Source organism: Pseudomonas sp. EA_65y_Pfl2_P74, assembly GCF_963970575.1.
Taxonomy (GTDB): Bacteria; Pseudomonadota; Gammaproteobacteria; order Pseudomonadales; family Pseudomonadaceae; genus Aquipseudomonas; species Aquipseudomonas baetica_A.
On record NZ_CAXAOQ010000027.1, the window covers coordinates 21,075 to 42,386 of the forward strand.

Annotated in this window: 17 protein-coding genes; 12 read left to right on the forward strand and 5 right to left on the reverse strand. The window is 57.5% G+C overall.

Annotated elements, in window-relative coordinates; translation table 11 throughout:
• Positions 1–103: 103 nt before the first annotated feature.
• Both AACY18_RS20505 and AACY18_RS20510 read right to left on the reverse strand, forming a co-directional pair.
• On the reverse strand, positions 104–547 hold the full coding sequence (locus tag AACY18_RS20505) for a GNAT family N-acetyltransferase (RefSeq protein WP_339465919.1): 444 nt from the start codon (positions 545–547) through the stop codon (positions 104–106).
• Positions 544–1,305, reverse strand: a complete 762-nt coding sequence (locus tag AACY18_RS20510) for a carbon-nitrogen hydrolase family protein (RefSeq protein WP_339433157.1) — start codon at positions 1,303–1,305, stop codon at positions 544–546. Before AACY18_RS20510 ends, AACY18_RS20505 begins: the two co-directional genes overlap by 4 nt.
• Before the next feature lie 160 nt (positions 1,306–1,465).
• On the opposite strand from AACY18_RS20510, the gene AACY18_RS20515 reads away from it, so the two are divergent.
• Positions 1,466–1,594 (forward strand): hypothetical protein, encoded by a 129-nt coding sequence (locus tag AACY18_RS20515; RefSeq protein WP_339433156.1) that lies wholly within the window; start codon positions 1,466–1,468, stop codon positions 1,592–1,594.
• Between the two features lie 334 nt (positions 1,595–1,928).
• A complete protein-coding gene (locus AACY18_RS20520) occupies positions 1,929–3,002 on the forward strand; it encodes a 3-deoxy-7-phosphoheptulonate synthase (RefSeq protein WP_339433155.1) in 1,074 nt (357 codons plus the stop codon).
• A gap of 53 nt (positions 3,003–3,055) precedes the next feature.
• On the opposite strand, the gene AACY18_RS20525 is transcribed toward AACY18_RS20520, so the two are convergent.
• On the reverse strand, positions 3,056–4,135 hold the full coding sequence (locus tag AACY18_RS20525) for a hypothetical protein (RefSeq protein ID WP_339465921.1): 1,080 nt from the start codon (positions 4,133–4,135) through the stop codon (positions 3,056–3,058).
• Positions 4,136–4,469: 334 nt separating this feature from the next.
• Here AACY18_RS20525 and AACY18_RS20530 point away from each other — a divergent pair, with 334 nt between their 5' ends.
• From AACY18_RS20530 to AACY18_RS20575, 10 genes are all read left to right on the forward strand, one after another.
• Positions 4,470–5,339: a lipase family alpha/beta hydrolase gene (locus AACY18_RS20530; protein ID WP_339433153.1), complete on the forward strand. Its 870-nt coding sequence runs from the start codon at positions 4,470–4,472 to the stop codon at positions 5,337–5,339.
• Between the two features lie 96 nt (positions 5,340–5,435).
• On the forward strand, positions 5,436–5,717 hold the full coding sequence (locus AACY18_RS20535; RefSeq protein WP_339433152.1) for a peptidylprolyl isomerase: 282 nt from the start codon (positions 5,436–5,438) through the stop codon (positions 5,715–5,717).
• Positions 5,718–5,850: 133 nt separating this feature from the next.
• Positions 5,851–7,719, forward strand: a complete 1,869-nt coding sequence (locus AACY18_RS20540) for an extracellular solute-binding protein (RefSeq protein ID WP_339433151.1) — start codon at positions 5,851–5,853, stop codon at positions 7,717–7,719.
• Positions 7,719–8,780, forward strand: coding sequence for a microcin C ABC transporter permease YejB (locus AACY18_RS20545; RefSeq protein ID WP_339433150.1), 1,062 nt, complete (start codon positions 7,719–7,721; stop codon positions 8,778–8,780). Before AACY18_RS20540 ends, AACY18_RS20545 begins: the two co-directional genes overlap by 1 nt.
• Positions 8,780–9,802: an ABC transporter permease gene (locus AACY18_RS20550; RefSeq protein ID WP_339465923.1), complete on the forward strand. Its 1,023-nt coding sequence runs from the start codon at positions 8,780–8,782 to the stop codon at positions 9,800–9,802. The genes AACY18_RS20545 and AACY18_RS20550 overlap by 1 nt, the downstream gene beginning before the upstream one ends.
• Positions 9,803–9,811: 9 nt before the next feature.
• Positions 9,812–11,386: an ABC transporter ATP-binding protein gene (locus tag AACY18_RS20555; RefSeq protein WP_339433148.1), complete on the forward strand. Its 1,575-nt coding sequence runs from the start codon at positions 9,812–9,814 to the stop codon at positions 11,384–11,386.
• Between the two features lie 168 nt (positions 11,387–11,554).
• Positions 11,555–12,970: a sigma-54 interaction domain-containing protein gene (locus AACY18_RS20560; protein WP_339433147.1), complete on the forward strand. Its 1,416-nt coding sequence runs from the start codon at positions 11,555–11,557 to the stop codon at positions 12,968–12,970.
• Positions 12,971–13,246: 276 nt separating this feature from the next.
• Positions 13,247–14,638, forward strand: a complete 1,392-nt coding sequence (locus AACY18_RS20565; RefSeq protein ID WP_339465924.1) for a GntP family permease — start codon at positions 13,247–13,249, stop codon at positions 14,636–14,638.
• Between the two features lie 7 nt (positions 14,639–14,645).
• A complete protein-coding gene (gene hbdH / locus AACY18_RS20570) occupies positions 14,646–15,419 on the forward strand; it encodes a 3-hydroxybutyrate dehydrogenase (RefSeq protein ID WP_339465926.1) in 774 nt (257 codons plus the stop codon).
• Positions 15,420–15,452: 33 nt separating this feature from the next.
• The gene (locus AACY18_RS20575) at positions 15,453–17,408 is read left to right on the forward strand and encodes an acetoacetate--CoA ligase (RefSeq protein WP_339465927.1); all 1,956 of its coding nucleotides are present in this window, start codon (positions 15,453–15,455) and stop codon (positions 17,406–17,408) included.
• Here the strand turns inward: AACY18_RS20575 and AACY18_RS20580 are convergent.
• The gene (locus AACY18_RS20580) at positions 17,405–17,854 is read right to left on the reverse strand and encodes a hypothetical protein (protein ID WP_339465929.1); all 450 of its coding nucleotides are present in this window, start codon (positions 17,852–17,854) and stop codon (positions 17,405–17,407) included. The two genes, AACY18_RS20575 and AACY18_RS20580, sit on opposite strands and share 4 nt — an antisense overlap.
• Positions 17,851–21,279 (reverse strand): hypothetical protein, encoded by a 3,429-nt coding sequence (locus AACY18_RS20585; RefSeq protein ID WP_339465930.1) that lies wholly within the window; start codon positions 21,277–21,279, stop codon positions 17,851–17,853. The genes AACY18_RS20580 and AACY18_RS20585 overlap by 4 nt, the downstream gene beginning before the upstream one ends.
• Positions 21,280–21,312: the final 33 nt, after the last annotated feature.

The following is a 21,312-nucleotide window of genomic DNA, read 5'->3' on the forward strand; positions in this document are numbered from 1 at the left end:
ATTGGGATGCCGGACACCTTAGCAAAAAGTGTCCGACAGACCTAGCGGCAAGCATCATTAAAAAAGTTTCAATTCATCATAGAAGGCTTGCCGGCCGTGGGTTTCAGAGCACAGGTGTACTGATATCCAACTGCATGCGCAGAAAACACTCGTCTTCGCCTTGTACTCGCAGTCCTTTTCTCTGATACAAATTTTTCGCTGGATTATTTTCAAACACCGTCAGGCGCAAAGCCGGACGCTTTTCTTGACGGGCCATGCCAATAACCTGATCAATTGCCCAGGAACCCGCGCCCCTCCCCTGAAAGGCTTCAGCAATTTGCAATTCGCGAATATACAGGGCCCGCGCATCCCGGCTGAGGCTGAAAAATCCTGCAGGTGTATCAGCCACTAATATCAGCCAGTTCTCGCGCCCCGACCAGGCCACGTCAAACGCTTCGTCCTGCCACAACAGGTCATGGTGAATGTAATAGCGCAGCATGTTCTGACAAGTGAGATTTCGCGAAAACGCCAGGTTCTCTGAAGTCGCACGCCTGAGCTGGAATGTCATTGAGCCTCCGAAATGGCAACGACCTGACCCCGCCATTCACCTGCATCGCGACGGGCAACCACCAGAAGATCACCCGCCCCCGGCGCCGAAACAATCAGCGAACCCTCCTCGGACCAGATCGCGCTTCGCCCTGCTGACTGCCATCCGCCGGTGAGGCCGCCGTGGTTGGCCATCAACACAGCCATCTTGTGTTGCCTGGCATAACCCGCAAGCAGCGCGGTGTCTGCTACATAACCTTTCTCACTGATCAAGACACCCGCAGCGTAAAGATTCGCGCCTCGATCAGCGGCCGCTGCGGCATGACTGGCATGAGAGAAGTCGGCGCAGACCGCCAGCGCAACCGTATCCTTGCCAATGCTCAAGGCCGGCCCTCCGTGGCCGGGAACGAAGACAATCTCCTCACCCGAGTGCAGATGTTGTTTGCTGTACACCTCAAGCGAGCCATCGGCACCCAGGACCAGCGCACCGATCAATACCGCCGAACGCCCTTCCAGCCGTATTGGCATACCGACGACAGTCGTGATGCCGAGCTTTCGGGCCAAATACCGTAACGGCTCGAGCACAGAGTCTTGCGGGTCAATGGCCAACGCAGCCGCTTTTTCCCCTTCATAGCCGGTCAGCGATAATTCAGGGCACACCAGCAATTCGACGCCCTGCTGCGCCGCGGCCTCGATAAAACGCCTGTGACGGGCAATGTTTGCGCCAAGATCCCCCTTTATCGACGTTATCTGGGCGGCAGCAATGGTGAGTGTCGACATGGTTCGTCATTCTTCCTTGGTCATCAGGCGAAACGCGGAGTGTGTCACAACCCTTGCAGCACTCAAGCGATAGGCGTTTTGTGGGTGATGCGATAGCATTTTCTGATTGATATGGCGTATCGGCCTCTAGTAAGCTCGGCGCATTCATCGGAGACAAACCATGTTCAACGCCCTCTTACAGCTTCGTACCGCCAGCGCCCTGCGCTCGGTTGTGGCTGCCCAGGCGAAAGACGTTTGCGCTTCGGCCAGCTTTTATTTTGGGTATTGGTTTAGCCACTGGCGCGCCTGATACCCACCGGCGCCCATGAAAACGGGTCGCCTACCAGAGATTTCTCAACCCCCGGTCGGCTCCCCGACCGGGGGTTTTGTTTTTTCAGGCCCAAACTTTTTCAGCAACGCACCAGACACTTTGAGGATTCACGAAATGAACTACGCCACTTATTACCGTTACGACAGCTTTAGCGCCTGGCGATTTACCAGCCTCCGCTCGGGACAGCCTGCCGCCTCCGATCGGTCACCAACAGGTGGCAAACACGCACACGTAGCCAATCCGGCCAATTGTCGAACACCCCAGTAGGGCCGAGCGAGCGGGAAGAACCGCCGCCAGCCCAGGAAGAACACATATGAACTCGTCCGTTTCTGCTCTGCCACTGTCACTCGATTCTGCCAACGAAGCGCTGACGCTGCGCCTGCCCAGTTCGTTGCAACTCAAACAGCAATTGCCCCTGAGCAATGCCTTGAGCCGACAGGTCGCCGCCCACCGCCAGGCGGTTCGCGCGATCCTCAATGGTAAAGACCAGCGCCTGTTGGTCATCGTAGGCCCCTGCTCTATCCACGACCCTGAGTCCGCCATTGAATATGCGGGCAAACTCGCCCGACTGGCTGAAGATGTCAGCGACGAGATGCTGCTGGTGATGCGTGCGTACGTCGAGAAGCCGCGCACTACTGTCGGCTGGAAAGGCCTGGCTTACGATCCGCACCTGGATGGCAGTGACGACATGGCCGGCGGCCTGACGATGTCCCGCACACTGATGCTGGAAATGATCAGCCTCGGCTTGCCCGTAGCGACCGAACTGTTACAGCCCATGGCGGCAGGATACTTCGACGACCTGCTCGGTTGGGTTGCCATTGGCGCACGAACGACGGAATCACAAATCCATCGCGAGATGGCCAGCGGCTTGAGCATGCCGGTAGGCTTCAAGAATGGCACCGACGGTGGCGCAGCCGTTGCTGTGGATGCCATGCGCTCGGCAGCCCATCCACATCGCCACTTTGGGGTCGACAGCCAGGGGCATCCGGCGATTATTCAGACGCCCGGCAACCCGGATACCCATTTGGTGTTACGCGGTGGCCATCAGGGGCCTAACTACGATCGCGATAGCGTGGCAAGCATTCACGCCGACCTGAAACGTTTGAATATTCCGAGCCGGATCATGATCGATTGCAGTCACGCCAACAGTGGCAAGGATCCGCTGCGTCAACCAGCCGTCTTCAACGAAGTACTTGAACAACGCTTGCACGGCGATCGCTCCCTGATCGGTATGATGCTGGAGTCTCATCTGTTCGAAGGCTGTCAGCCGCTGAGTGGATCGCTGCGCTACGGCGTTTCGATCACCGATGGCTGCCTCGGTTTCAGCGCCACGGAACGATTGCTGCTTGATGCCGCTCGGCGTCTTGGCGCCAAAGCCAGAGCGTGATTGCAAACCTGCCCTGCGGCTCATTCAAAGCCGGAGGGCAGGCCGTGTTGCAGTTATGTTTCTACGCGCACCAGTGTCGCCACCGACTCATGACTGACATCGTCCAGCCGCTCGACCGAATAGGCAACCCGTACAGTCGAGCCAAGATGCTCTCGCCAGAAACGATGCGGCACGATGAAAATCAGCGGTTTGCCAGCGGTTTCCCGAGTGATTTCACGGTCATCCCGATGATTGAAAAAATCACCATCGCACTTGAGGTGGACCAACTCACCCTCTTGTGTCCGGGCATTGCCAATCACCACGGTGACACCGTCAATTGAATCTGCCATCGACAGCACCCCGTCATCAGCCTCAAGCACGTCGGGCGCATCCAGGTCGCCATGCACGAACGGGGTGATGAGAACTCTTGCAGGCTCCGATTCGCGCATCGCGCCACTCGCTTGCTCGACTCGATAGCGCACCGTCACTTCGCCACCGAGATGAGCTGCGATGTATTCAGGAGCAACCCAGAATGACAGGATGTCTGCGACAGCGAAGGCTTCGACCTTCAGTCGATCCTTGAACGACAGCGGTGATGCGTCTCCAGACCACATCAACGTGACCTGATCGCCTGCGGCCATCCGTGCGTAAGGCTGAAGACTGATGAGCGCGCCTTCCATTGCGCGCGCCGGATCCAGCGCTCCACCAACAACGCCAGCGATACAGGGAGCCAGCAACTGCGGTCGCGCATCCCCTACGGTCAACTGCAAACGGGCAGAAGATGCAGGTTCAGACAGACCTGCGCTGACAAGTGTCCAGTAGACCTCCAGCGAACCGCCATCCAGCGCTGCGATGTGCAGACCTTTGACAACGAAAATGACGTCTTTGCCTACCTGGGCTTCGCTGACAAAGCGAACCATTTCATGTTGATAAACAAAGCCCTCGATATCCAGACCGTCCCAGCTCAACAGCAACTGATCCCCATTCGCCATGTTTGCATAAGGTGCGATACGTACGACGACTTCGCTCAGCGAAGGATCGAGCACGGCCCCCTCCAGAGAATCGAGCATTGCTGCAGGCAACAGTTCATTGGTCGTACCGGGACTGGCGTGGTGACGCATCCGGTAGCAAAACTCGATTTCATGAGTGTTCATTCGTAGCTCCATTCCTTGGACATAACGCTGCCTTCATTGACGGCGTCGACAGCCAACATTGAACGCGATTGCTCATCCCGTCGCTATCAGCCCAATACGTCACAGCCATAGAGCAAAAGCCGCAACTGCGGTAGGCAAGTAACGCAAAATCAACTTCTGTCAGGCGGAAGACGGCCAGAACTTCCGATTTGGATTTCATAAACATCCGAAACTTCGTACGCCCTCTAGTCCAGATTCAACGGCCTAGTGAAGCCTCTTCGTACTTCTTCAACGAGTTGTGTGTTTTAGAGTGGCCCACAGATTTCCCGACAAACTTCTGAGAAAAGGTAAGAACATGCAACGGAATGCTACAACTCGTTATCCCATCCTGTTGGTGCACGGCCTGTTCGGGTTCGAACGTATCGGCCATTTCGAGCTGTTTCATGACGTCAAGGACGCTCTGAAAACGGCTAACAACCGAGTGTTCGTTCCGCACCTCTCCGCCACCCACAACAACGAAGTGAGGGGTGAGCAACTGCTCGCCCAGATTGATCGTGTCCGGCGAGGCACAGGCGCCAGCAAAGTCAACCTCATAGGGCATAGCCAGGGAGCATTGGCTGCTCGATACGCTGCGGCGCTCGCGCCACACGCGGTAGCCTCGGTGACTTCGGTCAGCGGCCCGAACCACGGATCGGAGCTGGCTGATTTCCTGCGCAAGGCACTGATTCCAGGTCGGCTGCCGGAGGCCGTCGCACAGAATGTGGCGACACTGTTTGCCGACTTTCTTTCGATGCTCAGCGGCAATATCACGCTGCCGCAGAGCGCGTTGGCGGCGCTAAAGGCGCTCACAACCGAAGGTGTGGGCGACTTCAACGACAAGTTTCCGCAGGGACTGCCCACCACTTGGGGCGGGCACGGTCCGGCCCAGGTCAATGGTGTGCACTATTACTCTTGGAGCGGCGTCCTGCCGGCAGCCGGCCTGCCAACTCTCGACCCGGTTCAAGGCGTTTGCCGGGCGCTGTCACAATATTTCATAACTGAAGGGGAACAGAATGACGGCTTCGTCGGGCGTTTCAGCTCTCACCTGGGCCAGGTCATCCGTTCCGACTATCCTCTGGATCACTTGGCCAGCCTGCGCCGCCCGGCCGTGGCCGTCATCGTGCCGCCAGACCCGATTGAACTTTACGTTGAACATGCCTCACGCCTGCAAGCGGCGAATCTGTAATCAAACTGCAGACGACCGAACGGAACTTTGCCGAGAATTCGCTCACTGAATCCGGTAGGCTCCACACTTTACTGAAATAGATTGGAGAGTTTTCTCATGGCTAAAGCCACTGCCCGCCACATCCTGGTTTCCGATGAAGCCAAGTGCAACGAACTCAAGGCCCAGATCGAAGGCGGCGCCGATTTCGCCGAAGTCGCCAAAGTCAATTCCACTTGCCCGTCCAGCCGTCAAGGCGGCGATCTGGGATCGTTCGGTCCAGGCCAGATGGTCAAGGAATTCGACACCGTGGTATTCAGCGCGCCGATCAACACTGTGCAAGGCCCAGTGAAAACCCAGTTCGGTTATCACCTGCTGGAAGTCACCAGCCGTCAGGACTGATCCGTCGCCTGATGGTTGTTCAACGGCCCGCCTTTTGGCGGGCCGTTGTGTTTCAGTAACACATACGGCTGGCGACTGACGCGCCTCTCGCGTACAACTTGCGCTTATCGATTACCCGGTTCCAAGGCTGACAATGCGACTGGTTTTCCCCACATTGATGCTCACCGCCCTCGCCCTGCTTTACGGCGCCGCTGGTGCAAACGCGACACCGCAACATGCGCTCACCGTCTATGGCGAGCCCGCCAAATATCCTGCCGGTTTCAGTCATTTCGACTACACCAACCCACTGGCCCCCAAGGGCGGAACGATGCGCCGTTCGGCGATCGAGATCGGCCATTTCGACCACATTCTTCCTTATATAGACAAAGGCATCGGTGTCACCCAGATCGACGGCCTTCTGTATTCGCCGCTGGCCCAGCGCTCGATGGACGAACCGTACACGGTCTACGGTCTGGTCGCGCAAAAGATCGAGCGCTCCGACGACGGCCTGTCGCTGCGCTTCTTCATCAATCCCAAGGCACGTTTCGCCGACGGCAAACCGATCACGGCCCAAGACGTGCGCTACACCTACGATCTATTGATGACTCAGGGCAGCCTGCGTTATCGCACGCAGTTCGCTGACGTCAAAGGCGTCGAAGTGGAAGCTCCGCTGACGGTGCGTTTCGATTTCAAGAACAACGAAAACCGCACCCTGCCGCTGGATATCGCGACCCTGCCGGTCTTTCCCGAGCATTGGTGGAAGAGTCGTGACTTCGCCGGCGGCGGCGGATATGAACCGCCGTTGGGCAGCGGCCCTTACAGGGTCGGTAAAGTCGACTCCGGGCGCAGCATCACGTTCGAGCGCAATCCCGATTGGTGGGGCAAAGATCTGCCCGTCAGTCGCGGCCTCTACAATTTCGACCACTTCAGCATCGAGTACTTCGGCGACACCGACGTCGCCCGCCAGGTATTGCGCGGCGGCGCCTATGACTACAACCGTGAGTTCTCCGCCACCGGTTATTCGATTGGCTACGACAGCCCCGCCCTGCGCGACGGGCGCCTGCAAAAGGCCCATTTGGCCACCGAAGCACCGCAGTCAGCTCAGGGTTTTGTGTTCAACCTGCAAAAGCCCATGTTCCAGGATCGTCGCGTGCGTCAGGCTCTGGCCATGCTTTGGGATTTCGAATGGAGCAACCGGCAGATGATGCGCAACCTCTACATCCGCCAGCAGAGCTATTTTTCCAACACGGACCTGGCGGCCCGGAAGTTGCCAGATGCCGCTGAGTTGAAGATTCTTGAACCGCTACGCGCACAGGTTCCCGAAGAGGTCTTCACCAAGGTCTTTGAAGCGCCGAAAACCGATGGCAGTGGAATAATCCGTGATAAACAGCTGCAAGCTCTCGAACTGCTGGAGCAAGCCGGCTGGAGACCCGATGGCGATCAACTGGTGAATGCCAAGGGCGAGCCGCTCAGCTTCACTTTTCTGGTCAGCCAGAACGGCATGGATCGCCTGCTGCTGCCGTATAAACGCACGCTCAAACAGATCGGCATCGACCTCAACATCCGTCGCATCGACTCCTCGCAATACGTCAACCGCTTGATGAGTCGCGACTACGACATGATCGTCACCGGTTATCCCGTCAGCTCGTCCCCAGGTGGCGAGTTGCTCAACTACTTCGGCTCAGCATCGGCCAACGATCCGGGAGCCAACAACTACATGGTGTTGAAGAACCCGGCAGTCGACACGCTGATCAACGGACTCATCCGCGCCTCGACCCAATCCGACATGCTGCACTACGCCCACGCGCTGGACCGGGTACTGCAATGGAACTACTACTGGATCCCCAACTACTACCCGCCGGGAACGTCGACAGTCTGGTGGAATCGTTTCGGCATTCCATCGGTTCAGGCCAGCAATGACGAAGCCATCGAGAGCTGGTGGGAAATCAGCCGGACGCCGCTGACCAATCAACAGATGACCGCTGAAAAAATCACACGCGCCAGACCCGGAGGACCGCACTGATGTGGGGTTACATACTGCGGCGCCTGCTGCTGATCATTCCGACGCTGGTGATCATCCTGCTGGTCAACTTCGTGATTATTCAGGCCGCGCCCGGCGGGCCGGTCGAACAGGCCATTGCGCATCTGCAAGGCATCGGTGGCAGCGGCAACGTCGGTGGCGGCTCAAGCGAAACCATGAGCACTTCACGCGCCAGCCGTGGCCTCGATCCGCAACTGATCAAGGACATCGAAAAACAGTACGGCTTCGACAAACCGGCCCCTGAGCGTCTGTGGCTGATGCTCAAGAACTACGCGCAACTGGATTTCGGCAAAAGCTTTTTCCGTGGTGCCACGGTCACCGACCTGATCCTGGAAAAAATGCCGGTCACCATTTCCCTCGGACTATGGGCGACGCTGATCACCTATCTGATTTCGATCCCGCTGGGCATTCGCAAAGCCGTGCATCACGGCAGTCATTTCGATATCTGGAGCAGCACGGCGATCATCATCGGCTATGCAATGCCGGCGTTCCTGTTTGCGATGTTCCTGATCGTGCTGTTTGCCGGTGGCACCTCGCTGAACTGGTTCCCGGTGCGCGGGTTGGTGTCGGACAACTTCGAATCGCTGTCGACACTGGGCAAAGTCGCCGACTATTTCTGGCACCTGGTGTTGCCGGTGACCTCGCTGGTGATCGGTGGTTTCGCGACCTTGACGATCCTGACCAAGAACTCGTTCCTCAATGAAATAACGCGTCAATACGTGGTCACCGCCCGGGCCAAAGGCCTGAGCGAGCGCCGGGTGCTCTACGGACATGTGTTCCGCAATGCGATGCTGTTGGTGGTGTCGGGCATACCCCAAGCCTTTATCAGCGTGTTCTTCGCCGGATCTCTGCTGATTGAAGTAATTTTTTCTCTCGACGGCCTCGGCCGCATGAGCTACGAAGCGGCTGTCTCGCGGGATTATCCGGTGGTGTTCGGCTCGCTGTTCATCTTCACCCTGTTCGGCCTCTTGATAAAACTGATCGGTGATCTGTGCTACACGCTGGTGGATCCGCGCATTGATTTTTCCGCGAGGAACGCCTGATGCTCAATCTCTCCCCGCTGGGTCGTCGCCGTTTCGAGCGATTCAAGAAAAACCGCCGTGGCTGGTGGTCGTTGTGGCTGTTTATCGGTCTGTTTATCTTGACCCTGGGCGGCGAACTGATCGCCAATGACAAGCCGTTGGTGGTCAGCTATCAGGGCCAATGGTATTTCCCGGTATTCAAGCGCCACACCGAACAGGCCTTCGGCGGACAACTGCCGTTCCAGGCCGATTATCGCAGCGACTACGTACAGAACCTGATCCACAAGGACGGCGGCTGGTTGCTGTTTCCGCCGATCCCGTTCAGTGACGACACGCCTAACTATGACCTGGACAAACCCGCGCCAAGTCCGCCGACATCGGTCAACTGGCTGGGCACCGACGATCAGGCGCGGGATGTCTTGGCACGGGTGATTTTTGGCGCTCGGGTGTCGATCCTGTTTGCGCTGATGCTGACGTTTGTCAGCGCATTGATCGGTATTGCGGCTGGCGCATTGCAAGGCTACTACGGTGGATGGGGCGATCTGCTGGGGCAAAGACTGCTTGAGGTTTGGTCGGGGCTGCCGGTGCTGTACCTGCTGATCATCCTCTCCGGTTTCGTCGAGCCGAATTTCTGGTGGCTACTGGGGATCATGGCGCTGTTTTCATGGCTGGCGCTGGTCGACGTGGTGCGTGCCGAGTTCCTGCGCGGGCGCAATCTGGAATACGTCAAAGCTGCGCGTGCGTTGGGTTTGAGTGACCGCAAGGTGATTGTCCGGCACATTCTGCCCAACGCCATGAACGCCACGCTCAGCTATCTGCCATTCATTCTGACCGGGGCGATTTCCACGCTCACTGCACTGGATTTCCTCGGGTTCGGCATGCCCGCCGGCAGTGCTTCGCTGGGCGAGCTGATCGGTCAAGGCAAACAGAATCTGCAAGCACCGTGGCTGGGCTTGACGGCGTTTTTCACCCTGGCGCTGATTCTTTCCCTACTGGTGTTCATCGGCGAAGCGTTACGCGACGCATTCGACCCACGATCCTGAAGCGTGACCATGACTGACAACCTGATTGAAATACGAAACCTCAACGTTGCCTTCCAGGGTCAGACCGTGGTGCGCGACCTGTGTCTGGACATCCGCCCCGGCGAGTGCCTGGCGCTGGTGGGCGAATCGGGCTCGGGCAAATCGGTAACCGCCCATTCGATTCTGCAATTGCTCCCCGATTCCGAGGCGCAAACCACCGGCAGCATTCGCTATCGCGCACAGGAACTGATCGGCGCTGATCCCAAGGTTCTGCGTGAACTGCGGGGCAACCGCATCGCCATGATCTTTCAAGAGCCGATGACCTCGCTCAACCCATTGCACACCATCGAAAAGCAGATTGGCGAAACTCTGCTGCTGCATCGCGGCCTCGGTGGCAAAGCGGCGCAAAAACGCATTCTCGAACTGCTCGCACTGGTGGGCATCCAGAAACCCAAAGAGCGGCTCAAGGCGTATCCGCATCAGTTGTCCGGTGGGCAGCGCCAGCGGGTCATGATCGCCATGGCCCTGGCGTGCGAACCGGAACTGTTGATTGCCGACGAGCCGACCACAGCCCTCGATGTCACCGTGCAGCGCAAAATCCTGCTGTTGCTCAAGTCCCTGCAACACCGCCTCGGGATGTCGCTGCTGCTGATCAGCCACGACCTCAATCTGGTGCGCAGCATTGCTCAGCGCGTCTGCGTAATGAAGGCCGGGGAGATCGTCGAGCAGGCGCCGTGCGAAACCCTGTTCAACGAGCCCAAACACCCTTACAGCTGCGTCCTGCTCAACGCCGAACCCGAAGGTGAAGCACTGCCTAGGGATGAGCGCGAGAATGTGCTGGAAGTCGAAGATTTGCGGGTCGAGTTTGTTGTCGGTGGCGGGCTGTTTCAGCGCAAACAGTATCTGCGTGCGGTAGACGGCATCAGCCTGAACATCCAGCGCGGCAAGACGCTGGGGATCGTCGGCGAGTCCGGATCGGGCAAGTCGACGCTGGGTCAGGCCATCCTGCGTCTGCTCGACTCCAAGGGCAGCATCCGCTTCCAGGGCGAAGCACTCGACAGCCTCAATCAGAAGCAGCTACGACCCTGGCGTCGGCAGATGCAGGTGGTGTTTCAGGATCCGTTCGGCAGCCTCAGCCCGCGAATGTCGGTGGCACAGATCATCAGCGAAGGCCTGGAGGTGCATCGCGATTCCACCGCCGATGAATGCGACGAGCAAGTGATCCGCGTGCTCAAGGAGGTCGGCCTCGATCCGCAGAGCCGACATCGCTATCCCCACGAGTTTTCCGGCGGGCAACGCCAACGCATCGCCATCGCCCGCGCACTGGTGCTGAAACCGGCGCTGATCCTGCTGGATGAACCGACTTCGGCACTGGACCGTACGGTGCAGAAACAAGTGGTCGCCCTGCTCCGCGATCTTCAGGAAAAGTACGGGCTCACTTATCTGTTCATCAGCCACGACCTGGCGGTGGTCCGCGCCTTGGCCCACGACATGATTGTGGTCAAGGACGGCAAAGTGGTCGAGCGCGGCGCCAGTCATGAGGTGTTTGATTCGCCGCAGCATCCGTACACCCAAGAGTTGTTGGCGGCGGCGCATTCGAGGTAGGCATAATCGGCGCACGACTTGAAACCGTTTCTAGAACATCGCTGGCAGGCCAGCGCCCACAGAGTCTTCTGTTGTAGACATAATTTGTGAACGCCCGTGAAACCTGTAGGTGCGGGCTGCCCGCGAAAGGGCCGGTACTGGCAACACACAATCAGGATCAGTCTGCACATGAACACCACCGAAAGCCTCAAGGACTACCAACGGGTTCGCACCCTGGCGATCCGCTCGCTGTTCGAAATCATCGAGCAATCGAGCGAAGGCACGGTAATTGTCGACCGCGATGCCAACATCGTCTGGATGAACGAGCGTTACGCCCGGCGGTTTGGCCTGGAGTCCGCCGCAGGCGCGATCGGCAAGCCTTGTGAAAGTGTGATCCCCAGCAGCCTCTTGCGTGAGGTGGTGCGCACCGGACGGCCGATTTTGCTCGACATGCAAGACACGCCAAAAGAACCGTTGGTGGTAATGCGTCTGCCGATTCACGACGACGCCGGCACAGTCATCGGCGCGATAGGCTTCGCCCTGTTCGATGAGTTGCGCACACTGTCCCCGATGCTCAAGCGCTACCTGAGCATGCAGGAAGAACTCGCCTCGACCCGCTCACTGCTGCGCGCACGTCAGACCAAATACAACTTTGCCCACTTCATCGGCACCAGTGCGGCCAGCCTCGAAGTCAAACGCCGTGCGCGGCGCAGCGCCAGTGCTGATTCGCCCGTCCTGCTGCTCGGTGAAACCGGCACCGGCAAGGAGCTGCTGGCTCAGGCGATTCACAGTGCCTCGCCCCGGGCGCACAAAGCTTTCGTCAGCATCAACAGCGCGGCGATTCCGGAGGCGCTGCTCGAAGCCGAGTTTTTCGGTACCGCCCCTGGCGCATTCACAGGCGCCGACCGTAAGGGCCGCACCGGCAAGCTGCAGATTGCTCAGGGGGGCACGTTGTTCCTCGACGAAATCGGCGACATGCCGCTGCCGCTGCAAAGCAAATTGCTGCGGGTGTTGCAGGAAAAGGAATTCGAACCTGTAGGCTCCAACGAAGTGATCCAGAGCGATGTGCGGGTGATCGCGGCGACCTCCACCGACCTTCAAGCAGCGATCAAGCGTGGCGAGTTTCGCGCGGACTTGTATTACCGCCTCAACGTGCTGCCGATCCAGGTGCCGCCGCTGCGTGAACGACTCGACGATTTGCCCGCGCTCAGCGAAGCCATTCTCGAAGAGCTGCGCAGTCAGCATGAACTGCACCGTGAAGCGTTGGCATTACTGGGGCAACATGCCTGGCCGGGCAATATTCGCGAGTTGCGCAATGTGCTGGAGCGGGCGGCGTTGCTCAGTGATGACTTGATGCTGACGCAGAGTGACATTCGTGCGGCTGTCGGCACGTTTACTCCGGTTGAACGTGCGACGACGCCGACGGTTGAAGCGCTGACCGAGGAAACATTCGCTCAGGCGCGAGAACGGTTTGACCGACAGTTGATTCAATCTGCCCTGGCGCAATGCGCGGGGAAGGTGCCGGAGGCAGCGGCTCGGCTGGGGCTCGGGCGGTCGACGCTGTACAAGAAAATGCTGGCGCTGGGGATCACAGAGTCTCAATAAAGAGACTTAACTCTCTGAAGAAAGACAAAATTCAAAGCACCGCGGGCAACCCAGTTCCCACAGGCTGATCACTGCGTCTGCAGGAGCAGACTTGCCAGTGAAGACACCCGCACACCCCATAAAAATCTCAAAACATAGACTAGATATTGTTTCCACCCTTCTGAAAACTCATTAAACCCATACATTTCAATACGTTACGAACCTGGCACAAAACTCGCTATAGCCTCTCCCACACCCGTTTCACCCACAAAAATAACAATTCTGGAGAGACACACCATGAGTGTGATCATTGCCTTGGCAGCCCTCGCGTTGCTGATGCTGGCGGCCTACCGCGGCTACAGCGTTATTCTTTTTGCCCCGATTGCCGCCCTCGGCGCAGTCCTTCTCACCGACCCCTCCGCCGTAGCGCCTGCGTTTACCGGGGTGTTTATGGAAAAAATGGTCGGTTTCATCAAGTTGTACTTCCCCGTTTTTCTGCTCGGTGCCGTGTTCGGCAAGTTGATCGAGTTGTCGGGGTTCTCGCGATCGATCGTCGCGGCCGCCATTCGCCTGCTAGGCACCCAGCAGGCCATGCTGGTGATCGTGCTGGTCTGCGCACTGCTCACCTACGGCGGCGTTTCGTTGTTCGTGGTGGTGTTTGCGGTTTATCCGTTTGCGGCGGAGATGTTCCGCCAGAGCAATATTCCCAAACGCCTGATCCCGGCGACCATCGCCCTTGGTGCATTCTCGTTCACCATGGACGCCCTGCCCGGCACGCCGCAAATCCAGAACATCATCCCCAGCACCTTTTTCAACACCACCGCATGGGCGGCGCCGTGGCTGGGTTTGGTCGGCACGATCTTCGTGTTCTGCGCTGGCATGCTGTTCCTGCAGTGCCAACGCAACAAGGCCCAGCGTGCCGGTGAAGGTTACGGCACGGCGTTGCGCAATGAGCCGGAAACGGCTGAAGACCTCAAGCTGCCCAACCCGTGGATTGCGCTGTCACCGTTGCTGGCGGTGGGCATCATGAACCTGCTGTTCACCCATTGGATTCCGCAGTGGTACGGCAAGACCCACAGCCTCGCGCTACCGGGCATGGCCACGCCCGTCACCACCGAAATTGCCAAACTGACAGCGATCTGGGCAGTCCAGGCCGCGTTGCTGATCGGTATCGTGATGGTGCTGGTATTCGGGTTCAAGGCGATTCGCAGCAAGTTGGCCGAAGGCAGCAAAAGCGCGGTCAGCGGCGCGTTACTCGCTGCGATGAACACCGCTTCCGAATACGGTTTTGGTGCCGTGATCGCTTCGTTGCCGGGCTTTCTGGTGCTGGCCGACTGGCTCAAGCAGATCCCCAATCCGCTGGTCAACGAAGCCATCACCGTCACCCTGCTGGCGGGTATTACCGGCTCCGCGTCGGGCGGCATGAGCATTGCGCTGGCGGCGATGTCCGAGCAGTTCATCAGCGCCGCGCACGCAGCGAATATTCCACTGGAAGTGCTGCACCGCGTGGCCGCCATGGCCAGCGGCGGCATGGACACCCTGCCGCACAACGGTGCGGTGATCACGCTGTTGGCCGTGACGGGCCTGACGCACCGTGAAGCCTATAAAGACATTTTCTGTATTACGCTGATCAAGACCCTGGCGGTTTTCGTAGTGATCGGCACTTTCTACGCCACTGGCATTGTGTGAGGTATTCATGACGACTCTTACGGGCAAGACCGCACTGGTGACCGGTTCCACCAGCGGCATCGGTCTGGGCATCGCGCTGAGCCTGGCCAAGGCTGGCGCCAACCTGATCCTCAACGGTTTCGGTGATGCCTCCACAGTCATCGCCGAAGTCAGCCAATTCGGCGGCAAGGTCGGCCATCATCCGGCCGATGTCAGCGACCCGGCACAGATTGCCGACATGATCGCCTACGCGGAGCGCGAATTCGGTGGCGTCGACATTCTGGTCAACAACGCCGGCATCCAGCATGTCGCTGCCGTGGAAGAATTCCCGGTTGAGCGCTGGGACTCGATCATTGCGATCAACCTGTCTTCGGTGTTTCACAGCACTCGCCTGAGCTTGCCGGGCATGCGTGCCAAAGATTGGGGGCGCATCATCAACATCGCGTCCGTACATGGCCAGGTCGGGTCGACCGGCAAGGCTGCCTATGTGGCGGCCAAGCACGGGGTGATCGGCCTGACCAAAGTGGTGGGCCTGGAAACCGCGACCAGCAATGTCACCTGCAACGCCATCTGCCCGGGCTGGGTGTTGACGCCACTAGTGCAAAAGCAAATTGATGACCGCGCGGCCAAAGGCGTTGACCCACAGCAGGCGCAGCATGATTTGCTGGCCGAGAAGCAGCCATCGCTGGAGTTCGTCACGCCCCGGCATTTGGGTGAATTGGTATTGTTCCTGTGCAGCGAGGCTGGCAGCCAGGTGCGCGGCGCGGCGTGGAATATTGATGGTGGGTGGCTGGCGCAATAAGCCGCGATACCTTCAGAAAACAAGAGGCACACAATGTCCGACATCCTCTGGCAACCCGACGCCAAACGTATCGCCGATTCGCGCATGGACGCGTTCCGGCGTTTCGCCAATCAGCGCCATTCGCTGAACCTGGACGACTACCCGGCCCTGCACCAATGGAGCATCGATCAGCGCGAAGCATTCTGGCAGGCCATCGTCGATTTCTTCGATATCCACTTTCATGACCAGCCCGATGCCGTGCTGCGCGAAGGTGCGCAAATGCCCAGCGCCGAGTGGTTTCCGGGCGCCACCCTGAACTTCGCCGAACACCTGTTGCGTCGCCGCGATGATGCCGTGGCAGTCGTCGCGGTGGCGGAAAACGGTCAACGTGAACAGTTGACCTGGGCCGAACTGGCCCAACACGTCGCCGGATTTCAAGCCAGCCTGCAAGCGGCGGGCGTCGGCCTCGGCGACCGGGTCGCCGCGTGCATGCCCAACACTTGGCAGACGCTGATTGCGATGCTGGCCACCACCAGCCTCGGGGCGATCTGGTCGTGCTCTTCACCAGACTTCGGCACCCACGGGGTCATTGACCGCTTCGGCCAGATCGAACCGAAAGTGCTGCTCACCTGCGCGGGCTATCGCTATGCCGGCAAAGCGATCGACCAGACCGACAAAATCAACGGGATACTCGAGCAACTGCCCACATTGAGGCAGTTGATTATCGTGCCTTATGCCCGGCCGCAAGCCCGCGTCGAGTCTTACCGGACGCAGGCTGAAGTGACCCTGTGGGATGACTTTTATCAAATCGGTGGCGAACCGGATTTTGTCCCGGTGCCCTTCCATCATCCGCTTTACGTGCTGTATTCCAGCGGCACCACCGGTGTGCCGAAATGTATTGTCCACAGCACTGGCGGCGTGCTGATACAACACGTCAAGGAACACGCTCTGCATTGTGATCTTGGCCCCGGGGATCGGCTGTTTTACTACACAACGTGCGGCTGGATGATGTGGAACTGGCTGGTATCGGCGCTCGCCGTTGGCAGCGCCGTGGTGCTCTATGACGGTTCACCGTTTCATCCGGACAATCAACGTTTGCTGAGCCTGCTCGACGAAGAACGTATCAGCGTGTTCGGCACCAGCCCCAAGTTCCTTGCGACCCTTGAAAGCAGCGGCGCAAAACCCCGGGAAAGTCATGATCTGGGTAGCCTGAAGATGCTGCTTTGCACAGGTTCGGCGCTATCGCCACAAAGCTACGATTTCGTTTACCGCGACTTCAAACCTGACGTGTGCCTGGCGTCGATGTCTGGTGGCACCGATATCGTCTCGTGCTTCGTCAATGGCAATCCAATGTCGGCGGTGCGTCGTGGCGAAATCATGGGCAAGAGCCTGGGCATGGCCGTTGAAGTCTGGAATGACGTCGGCCAGCCAGTGATTGGCGAAAAAGGTGAACTGGTCTGCACCCGGCATTTCCCGGCCATGCCGATCGGTCTGTGGAATGACAGGGACGGAACAAAACTGCACCAATCGTATTTCAGCCAGTTTCCCGGTGTCTGGGCACAGGGCGATTACGCCGAACAACGGCATCACGGTGCAATGCTGATCCATGGCCGCTCCGACGCAGTACTCAATCCGGGAGGGGTGCGCATCGGCACGGCGGAGATCTATCGACAGGTCGAGAAAATCGCCGAGGTGCTCGACAGCGTCGCCATCGGTCAGCTGTGGCGCGATGACGTGCGGGTGGTGCTGTTTGTCAGCTTGCGTGAAGGGCTGGCACTGGATGAGGCGCTGCAGCAGCGCATTCGTCAGATGATCCGCGCCAACACCACACCCAGGCATGTGCCGGCGAAGATCGTTGCGGTCACGGACATTCCACGCACCATCAGCGGCAAGATTGTGGAGCTGGCCGTGCGCGAGGTGGTACATGGGCGGCCGGTGAAAAACACCGATGCACTGGCCAATCCCGAAGCACTGGAGCAGTTTCGGGATCGGCCTGAGCTGGAGACCTAGTTAAAGATATTCGAACCCGATTGCGACACCGGTCTGCTCCAGCCTTCTTCCAGGGGCGGATCAGTTAAATCGTGTGTAGTGGCGACGTTCAGCCTGATCAATACAGGGCCGGCAACGGTGCTACCTTCATTTTTTTCAACGGCTTCGCGCAGTACTTTCAGATTGCTTTCGAAGGTCGCTTTATCAATGCTCATCTGACCAAGAAGCGAAGTGAGTACCGCCAGGGAATCAGCGTTTTCAAAGGCCATGGCACTTGGGTGCAAGAGGCTGTCGGAATCTGCAACCGGCAGTCGCCCCAAGGCAAGATTGAGCAGTGCAGTCACGTCCAGCTGCTGCCCCGCCCTGGCAGCGTCAGCGACCTCCTGGGCATAGCCAACATCATGGTTCTGTGCGACGCCATGAAATAGCTCGTGGATCACATCATCCGCCACGACGTCATGGTTCATGCCTTTATCGATAAACTGTCGATTGATATTTGGCGTATTGATATGGATGAACGCAATCGGGTTCTCCCCACCGGTACGTTTCCATTGCTTGTAAGCCTGCGGATCGAACTCAGCGATATCGTTCGTCTGCTTGAGCGGGTCGAGAACAAAGTTGCTGATGGAAACGCCGGCAAATCAGCCCTGATCGCCCGCAGATAATCCAACACACGATTCGCCGCATCGCCGGACGTTTTGCCCATCAATATCTTTATCAGGGCATCACGCTCAGTTCGATAGTCATGGTTCATCAACACACTGATCGCACTTTCTATTTTTACCCGCGCCCGCGGCAGGCTTTGCTCGAGGAAGAGTCGCGTGTAACTGACAGGCAGCGTTCGATTGATGCGTGGTAACTGAATCCTGGCAGTCACGTTGAAGTTATCCAAGGCTGGCCCCCAAGGCTTGCCCAGTCGATCCAGTGCATACCACTTGTAGTTATTGCGCGCCGCCAGGCACGTGAGCGTGTCGGCGACCGAAGCATTCGGCCGCCATGTTCCCTGGGCTGCCGAGGCGTTATCGACTGAGCGGATCAGATTCTTGCCTTTACTACTGCCATGCATAGTGCCCAATTGAGATTTGGCCAGTCCCAGAAGTTCCAGCGTGGGCTTGCTGAATCGCAGCAAACCCTTGTGAACGAGTTTACTGACGCCATATATAGCCGTTGGCACTCCATCGACCGGATTGAAAGCAGATACGGAGGTCGCCACCACGAGTTTTGTCACCCGCGCAGCTTTGCTGGCCGCAGAGATTGCCTTGGCGGAAATACTCAAAGCCTTGACCCCGGCACCGTAGAATGCGCCTCCCAATGCAATGACATCCATGAGGCAACCATAGACGCCATCGACGACTTTGTTGTGCTCACCACTTGAAATGTCCTCGATGCACTTTTTGAAAGGCACGGCCAGATCAACAAAATACGTGGCGATTTTCTCGCCTTTGGCCCGCTCCCTTTCCAGTTCCGTTGGCTCTGCAGCCGCCGCCACCAGTTCGTCAAAGCTGATGATCGGATGATGACTGACGATGAACTCGGCAAGGCGCACAAGTTGTGGATGGCTGAAGTTTCTGTAAACACTGCGCTCCAGCTTTACCGATGTGGAATCGGCATGGAGCACGCCAAGCTTTTCCGCAACTGCTTGACCAGAGCCCGAAACGAATTCCGAACTGTCGCCATACAGGTACTTGGAAAAATCAATATTAAAGGACGATTTGGCGATAGGGTCATCGTGCGCCTTCAGATCACCGTTGAAATCAATCCTGGCGGGTTGCTGAAACAAGCCTTTCTTGACCAGTTCATTACCCAGTTGATTGTTTTTGATCAGTTCGCCTCGCAGAGTGAACAGCTCATAAGAGGTAAGCTCAGCGCCATTTTTCACGCACATCAATAGCCCGAAGCGTCCGGTAGCGGCATCCTTGCCTTGTCGTGTTTCGTAATTCACTTCATAGGTAAGCGGCCCGGCAATACGATGCGAGGAGGTTTCAATCGCGTTGTCGCGGAACGTAAAGAAAGTGACGGTGCCTTGCAAAAACGCCTGCAGATCTGCATGAGGCATGTTGGAAAGCGCCAGTTTCACCGTAGCGATCAACGAGCGATTGAGGTTTGTCTCAAAGACCCGTAATTGGCGATGAAACTCTTGGTCATTGGGGCGCAGGCGACGCAGTCGGGGAAACTCTTCGTGGATACTCGCAACCGAAGGGTCATGTTGTTTTGGCCGCTGGTAATTGGTCACGCCACCGTGCAAGGAAGGAATATTGGAATAGACATTATCCGGGAAGATTTGCGGCCGATCCCACTCCCCTCCGGACAGATCGCCAGACATATGCAAATCGATCATGCAAGCAGCCGTCGGAGACGACCCAAGGCCCGGATGCTGGTGAAGTACTTTATCTTCCAGAAAATCACACAGCGGCGCCGCATCTTCCAGCGCCTGCTTTGCGATCAAGCGCCTGTCCGGCAGACGCCCATTACGCGGTACGAAATGGTCCGCATACCCCTGAAAGGCAGACAGTGCGCGCTCTGTGGTTTCTTTTCCGTTGCTCGCCAATTCAGACGATGTCACCACTTCATTGATCAATGCCCAATCGACCATCGGACCGATCATGGCCAGGTCACGCAGATGCACCTGGGCTTCAGTTAAGGGCTCCAGATCGGCATAAGCGACGATTTGTTCATAACTCAGCACACGTGAGGCGCCCTTGCGTACTGATTCGGCCAGTACCACGGCGCGGCAATAACTCATCCAGTCTACTGAACCCAACAGTAACGAAGACGGAATACCCTTGACCAGGAACTCAGGAGCAATACCCGCCAACAACAAGTGTGCGGCCACTGGCGCCAAATCGATTGATGCCATTTGCTTGGTCACCAGAAGGCTCTGCAATTCCTGGCATATGGTTTTGGAATCGCGTCCGACATTGCTCGGTGCGTAAAGCTCAAGGCCGGCAATCGACTTGCAGACAGCGCTGCCGCCAATTGATGGATCGACATCTAACAAAAGTGCGGTCACCAATAACCGGGCGAGACCGGAATTTGAGGGTGTGTCTCCCGGCTGAGAACCAAACCACTGCAGTTTTTGCAGATAAGCCGTGGCCAGATCGCGCGCAAAGGTGTGGCTCAGTACACGGCCAACCCACCCGGCGACGTTCTCTTCGGTGACGGCGGTTTGTCCAGTATTGCGGTGCAGGACATCCAACAGTTTTTTACCTGCACCCACCAATTGTGCAGTCACCAGACGTATGGCGCGACATTGCTCGGCAGACAGGACAATCAGCGAATGATCTTCAGCATCCAACTGTGTCCAGAAATTGCCGAGCACATCCACTTTCGGATTGAATTCAAAATAACCGATCAGGTTCTTCGTTTGCGCCAACGTTTGCGGAACAGGCAGCCCGTGAAACTTGAGCCATTGATCGATATCGACATAATCGACGTCATAGATATACCCGCCAGCCTGTTTGGCAATATCACCAACGACCAGAACATTTTTATATAAATAAGTGAGCTGAGGAATATTATCAAGATCCACTTCATGCCATTTTTCAGTTTCCTTGCGAAAGACTTCAACTCCACCTTTTTCATTTACCCTGACCAACGCCATATTCAATGCGCGATGGCGACGCAACTCACTCATGATCCGGTCGTTGTTGGCCAACTTGCTCCAGAACACGCGCCCGGGGTTGAACACCTCATAAAAAGACGAGCCTGCCCGCACCTCAACGGTATAACCCTGCCAGCTATAAACCGGATCAACCCCTTGCTCTTTGAGTCCATCGCGCAACTGGGCAAGTACGAGCTCTCGCTCTTCAGCATCAAACGCCTTTCGACGCTGATGCTCCTGACAAAAAACGCCATAAGACTTGAACAACTTTCCTGCAACCTCAGATGACATCACAATTTCCTTATCAATATTTATGCGCTCTAG

Excerpts from the sequence above, each read along its gene's own strand:
- AACY18_RS20535 (WP_339433152.1), top strand. The coding sequence starts at position 5,436 with ATGGCTAAAGCCACTGCCCGCCACATCCTGGTTTCCGATGAAGCCAAG.
- AACY18_RS20560 (WP_339433147.1), top strand. The coding sequence starts at position 11,555 with ATGAACACCACCGAAAGCCTCAAGGACTACCAACGGGTTCGCACCCTG.
- AACY18_RS20550 (WP_339465923.1), top strand. The coding sequence starts at position 8,780 with ATGCTCAATCTCTCCCCGCTGGGTCGTCGCCGTTTCGAGCGATTCAAG.
- AACY18_RS20540 (WP_339433151.1), top strand. The coding sequence starts at position 5,851 with ATGCGACTGGTTTTCCCCACATTGATGCTCACCGCCCTCGCCCTGCTT.
- AACY18_RS20520 (WP_339433155.1), top strand. The coding sequence starts at position 1,929 with ATGAACTCGTCCGTTTCTGCTCTGCCACTGTCACTCGATTCTGCCAAC.
- AACY18_RS20575 (WP_339465927.1), top strand. The coding sequence starts at position 15,453 with ATGTCCGACATCCTCTGGCAACCCGACGCCAAACGTATCGCCGATTCG.
- AACY18_RS20565 (WP_339465924.1), top strand. The coding sequence starts at position 13,247 with ATGAGTGTGATCATTGCCTTGGCAGCCCTCGCGTTGCTGATGCTGGCG.
- AACY18_RS20525 (WP_339465921.1), bottom strand. The coding sequence starts at position 4,135 with ATGAACACTCATGAAATCGAGTTTTGCTACCGGATGCGTCACCACGCC.
- AACY18_RS20555 (WP_339433148.1), top strand. The coding sequence starts at position 9,812 with ATGACTGACAACCTGATTGAAATACGAAACCTCAACGTTGCCTTCCAG.
- AACY18_RS20505 (WP_339465919.1), bottom strand. The coding sequence starts at position 547 with ATGACATTCCAGCTCAGGCGTGCGACTTCAGAGAACCTGGCGTTTTCG.
- AACY18_RS20580 (WP_339465929.1), bottom strand. The coding sequence starts at position 17,854 with ATGAACCATGACGTCGTGGCGGATGATGTGATCCACGAGCTATTTCAT.
- AACY18_RS20510 (WP_339433157.1), bottom strand. The coding sequence starts at position 1,305 with ATGTCGACACTCACCATTGCTGCCGCCCAGATAACGTCGATAAAGGGG.
- AACY18_RS20515 (WP_339433156.1), top strand. The coding sequence starts at position 1,466 with ATGTTCAACGCCCTCTTACAGCTTCGTACCGCCAGCGCCCTGCGCTCG.
- AACY18_RS20545 (WP_339433150.1), top strand. The coding sequence starts at position 7,719 with ATGTGGGGTTACATACTGCGGCGCCTGCTGCTGATCATTCCGACGCTG.
- AACY18_RS20530 (WP_339433153.1), top strand. The coding sequence starts at position 4,470 with ATGCAACGGAATGCTACAACTCGTTATCCCATCCTGTTGGTGCACGGC.
- hbdH (WP_339465926.1), top strand. The coding sequence starts at position 14,646 with ATGACGACTCTTACGGGCAAGACCGCACTGGTGACCGGTTCCACCAGC.
- AACY18_RS20585 (WP_339465930.1), bottom strand. The coding sequence starts at position 21,279 with ATGTCATCTGAGGTTGCAGGAAAGTTGTTCAAGTCTTATGGCGTTTTT.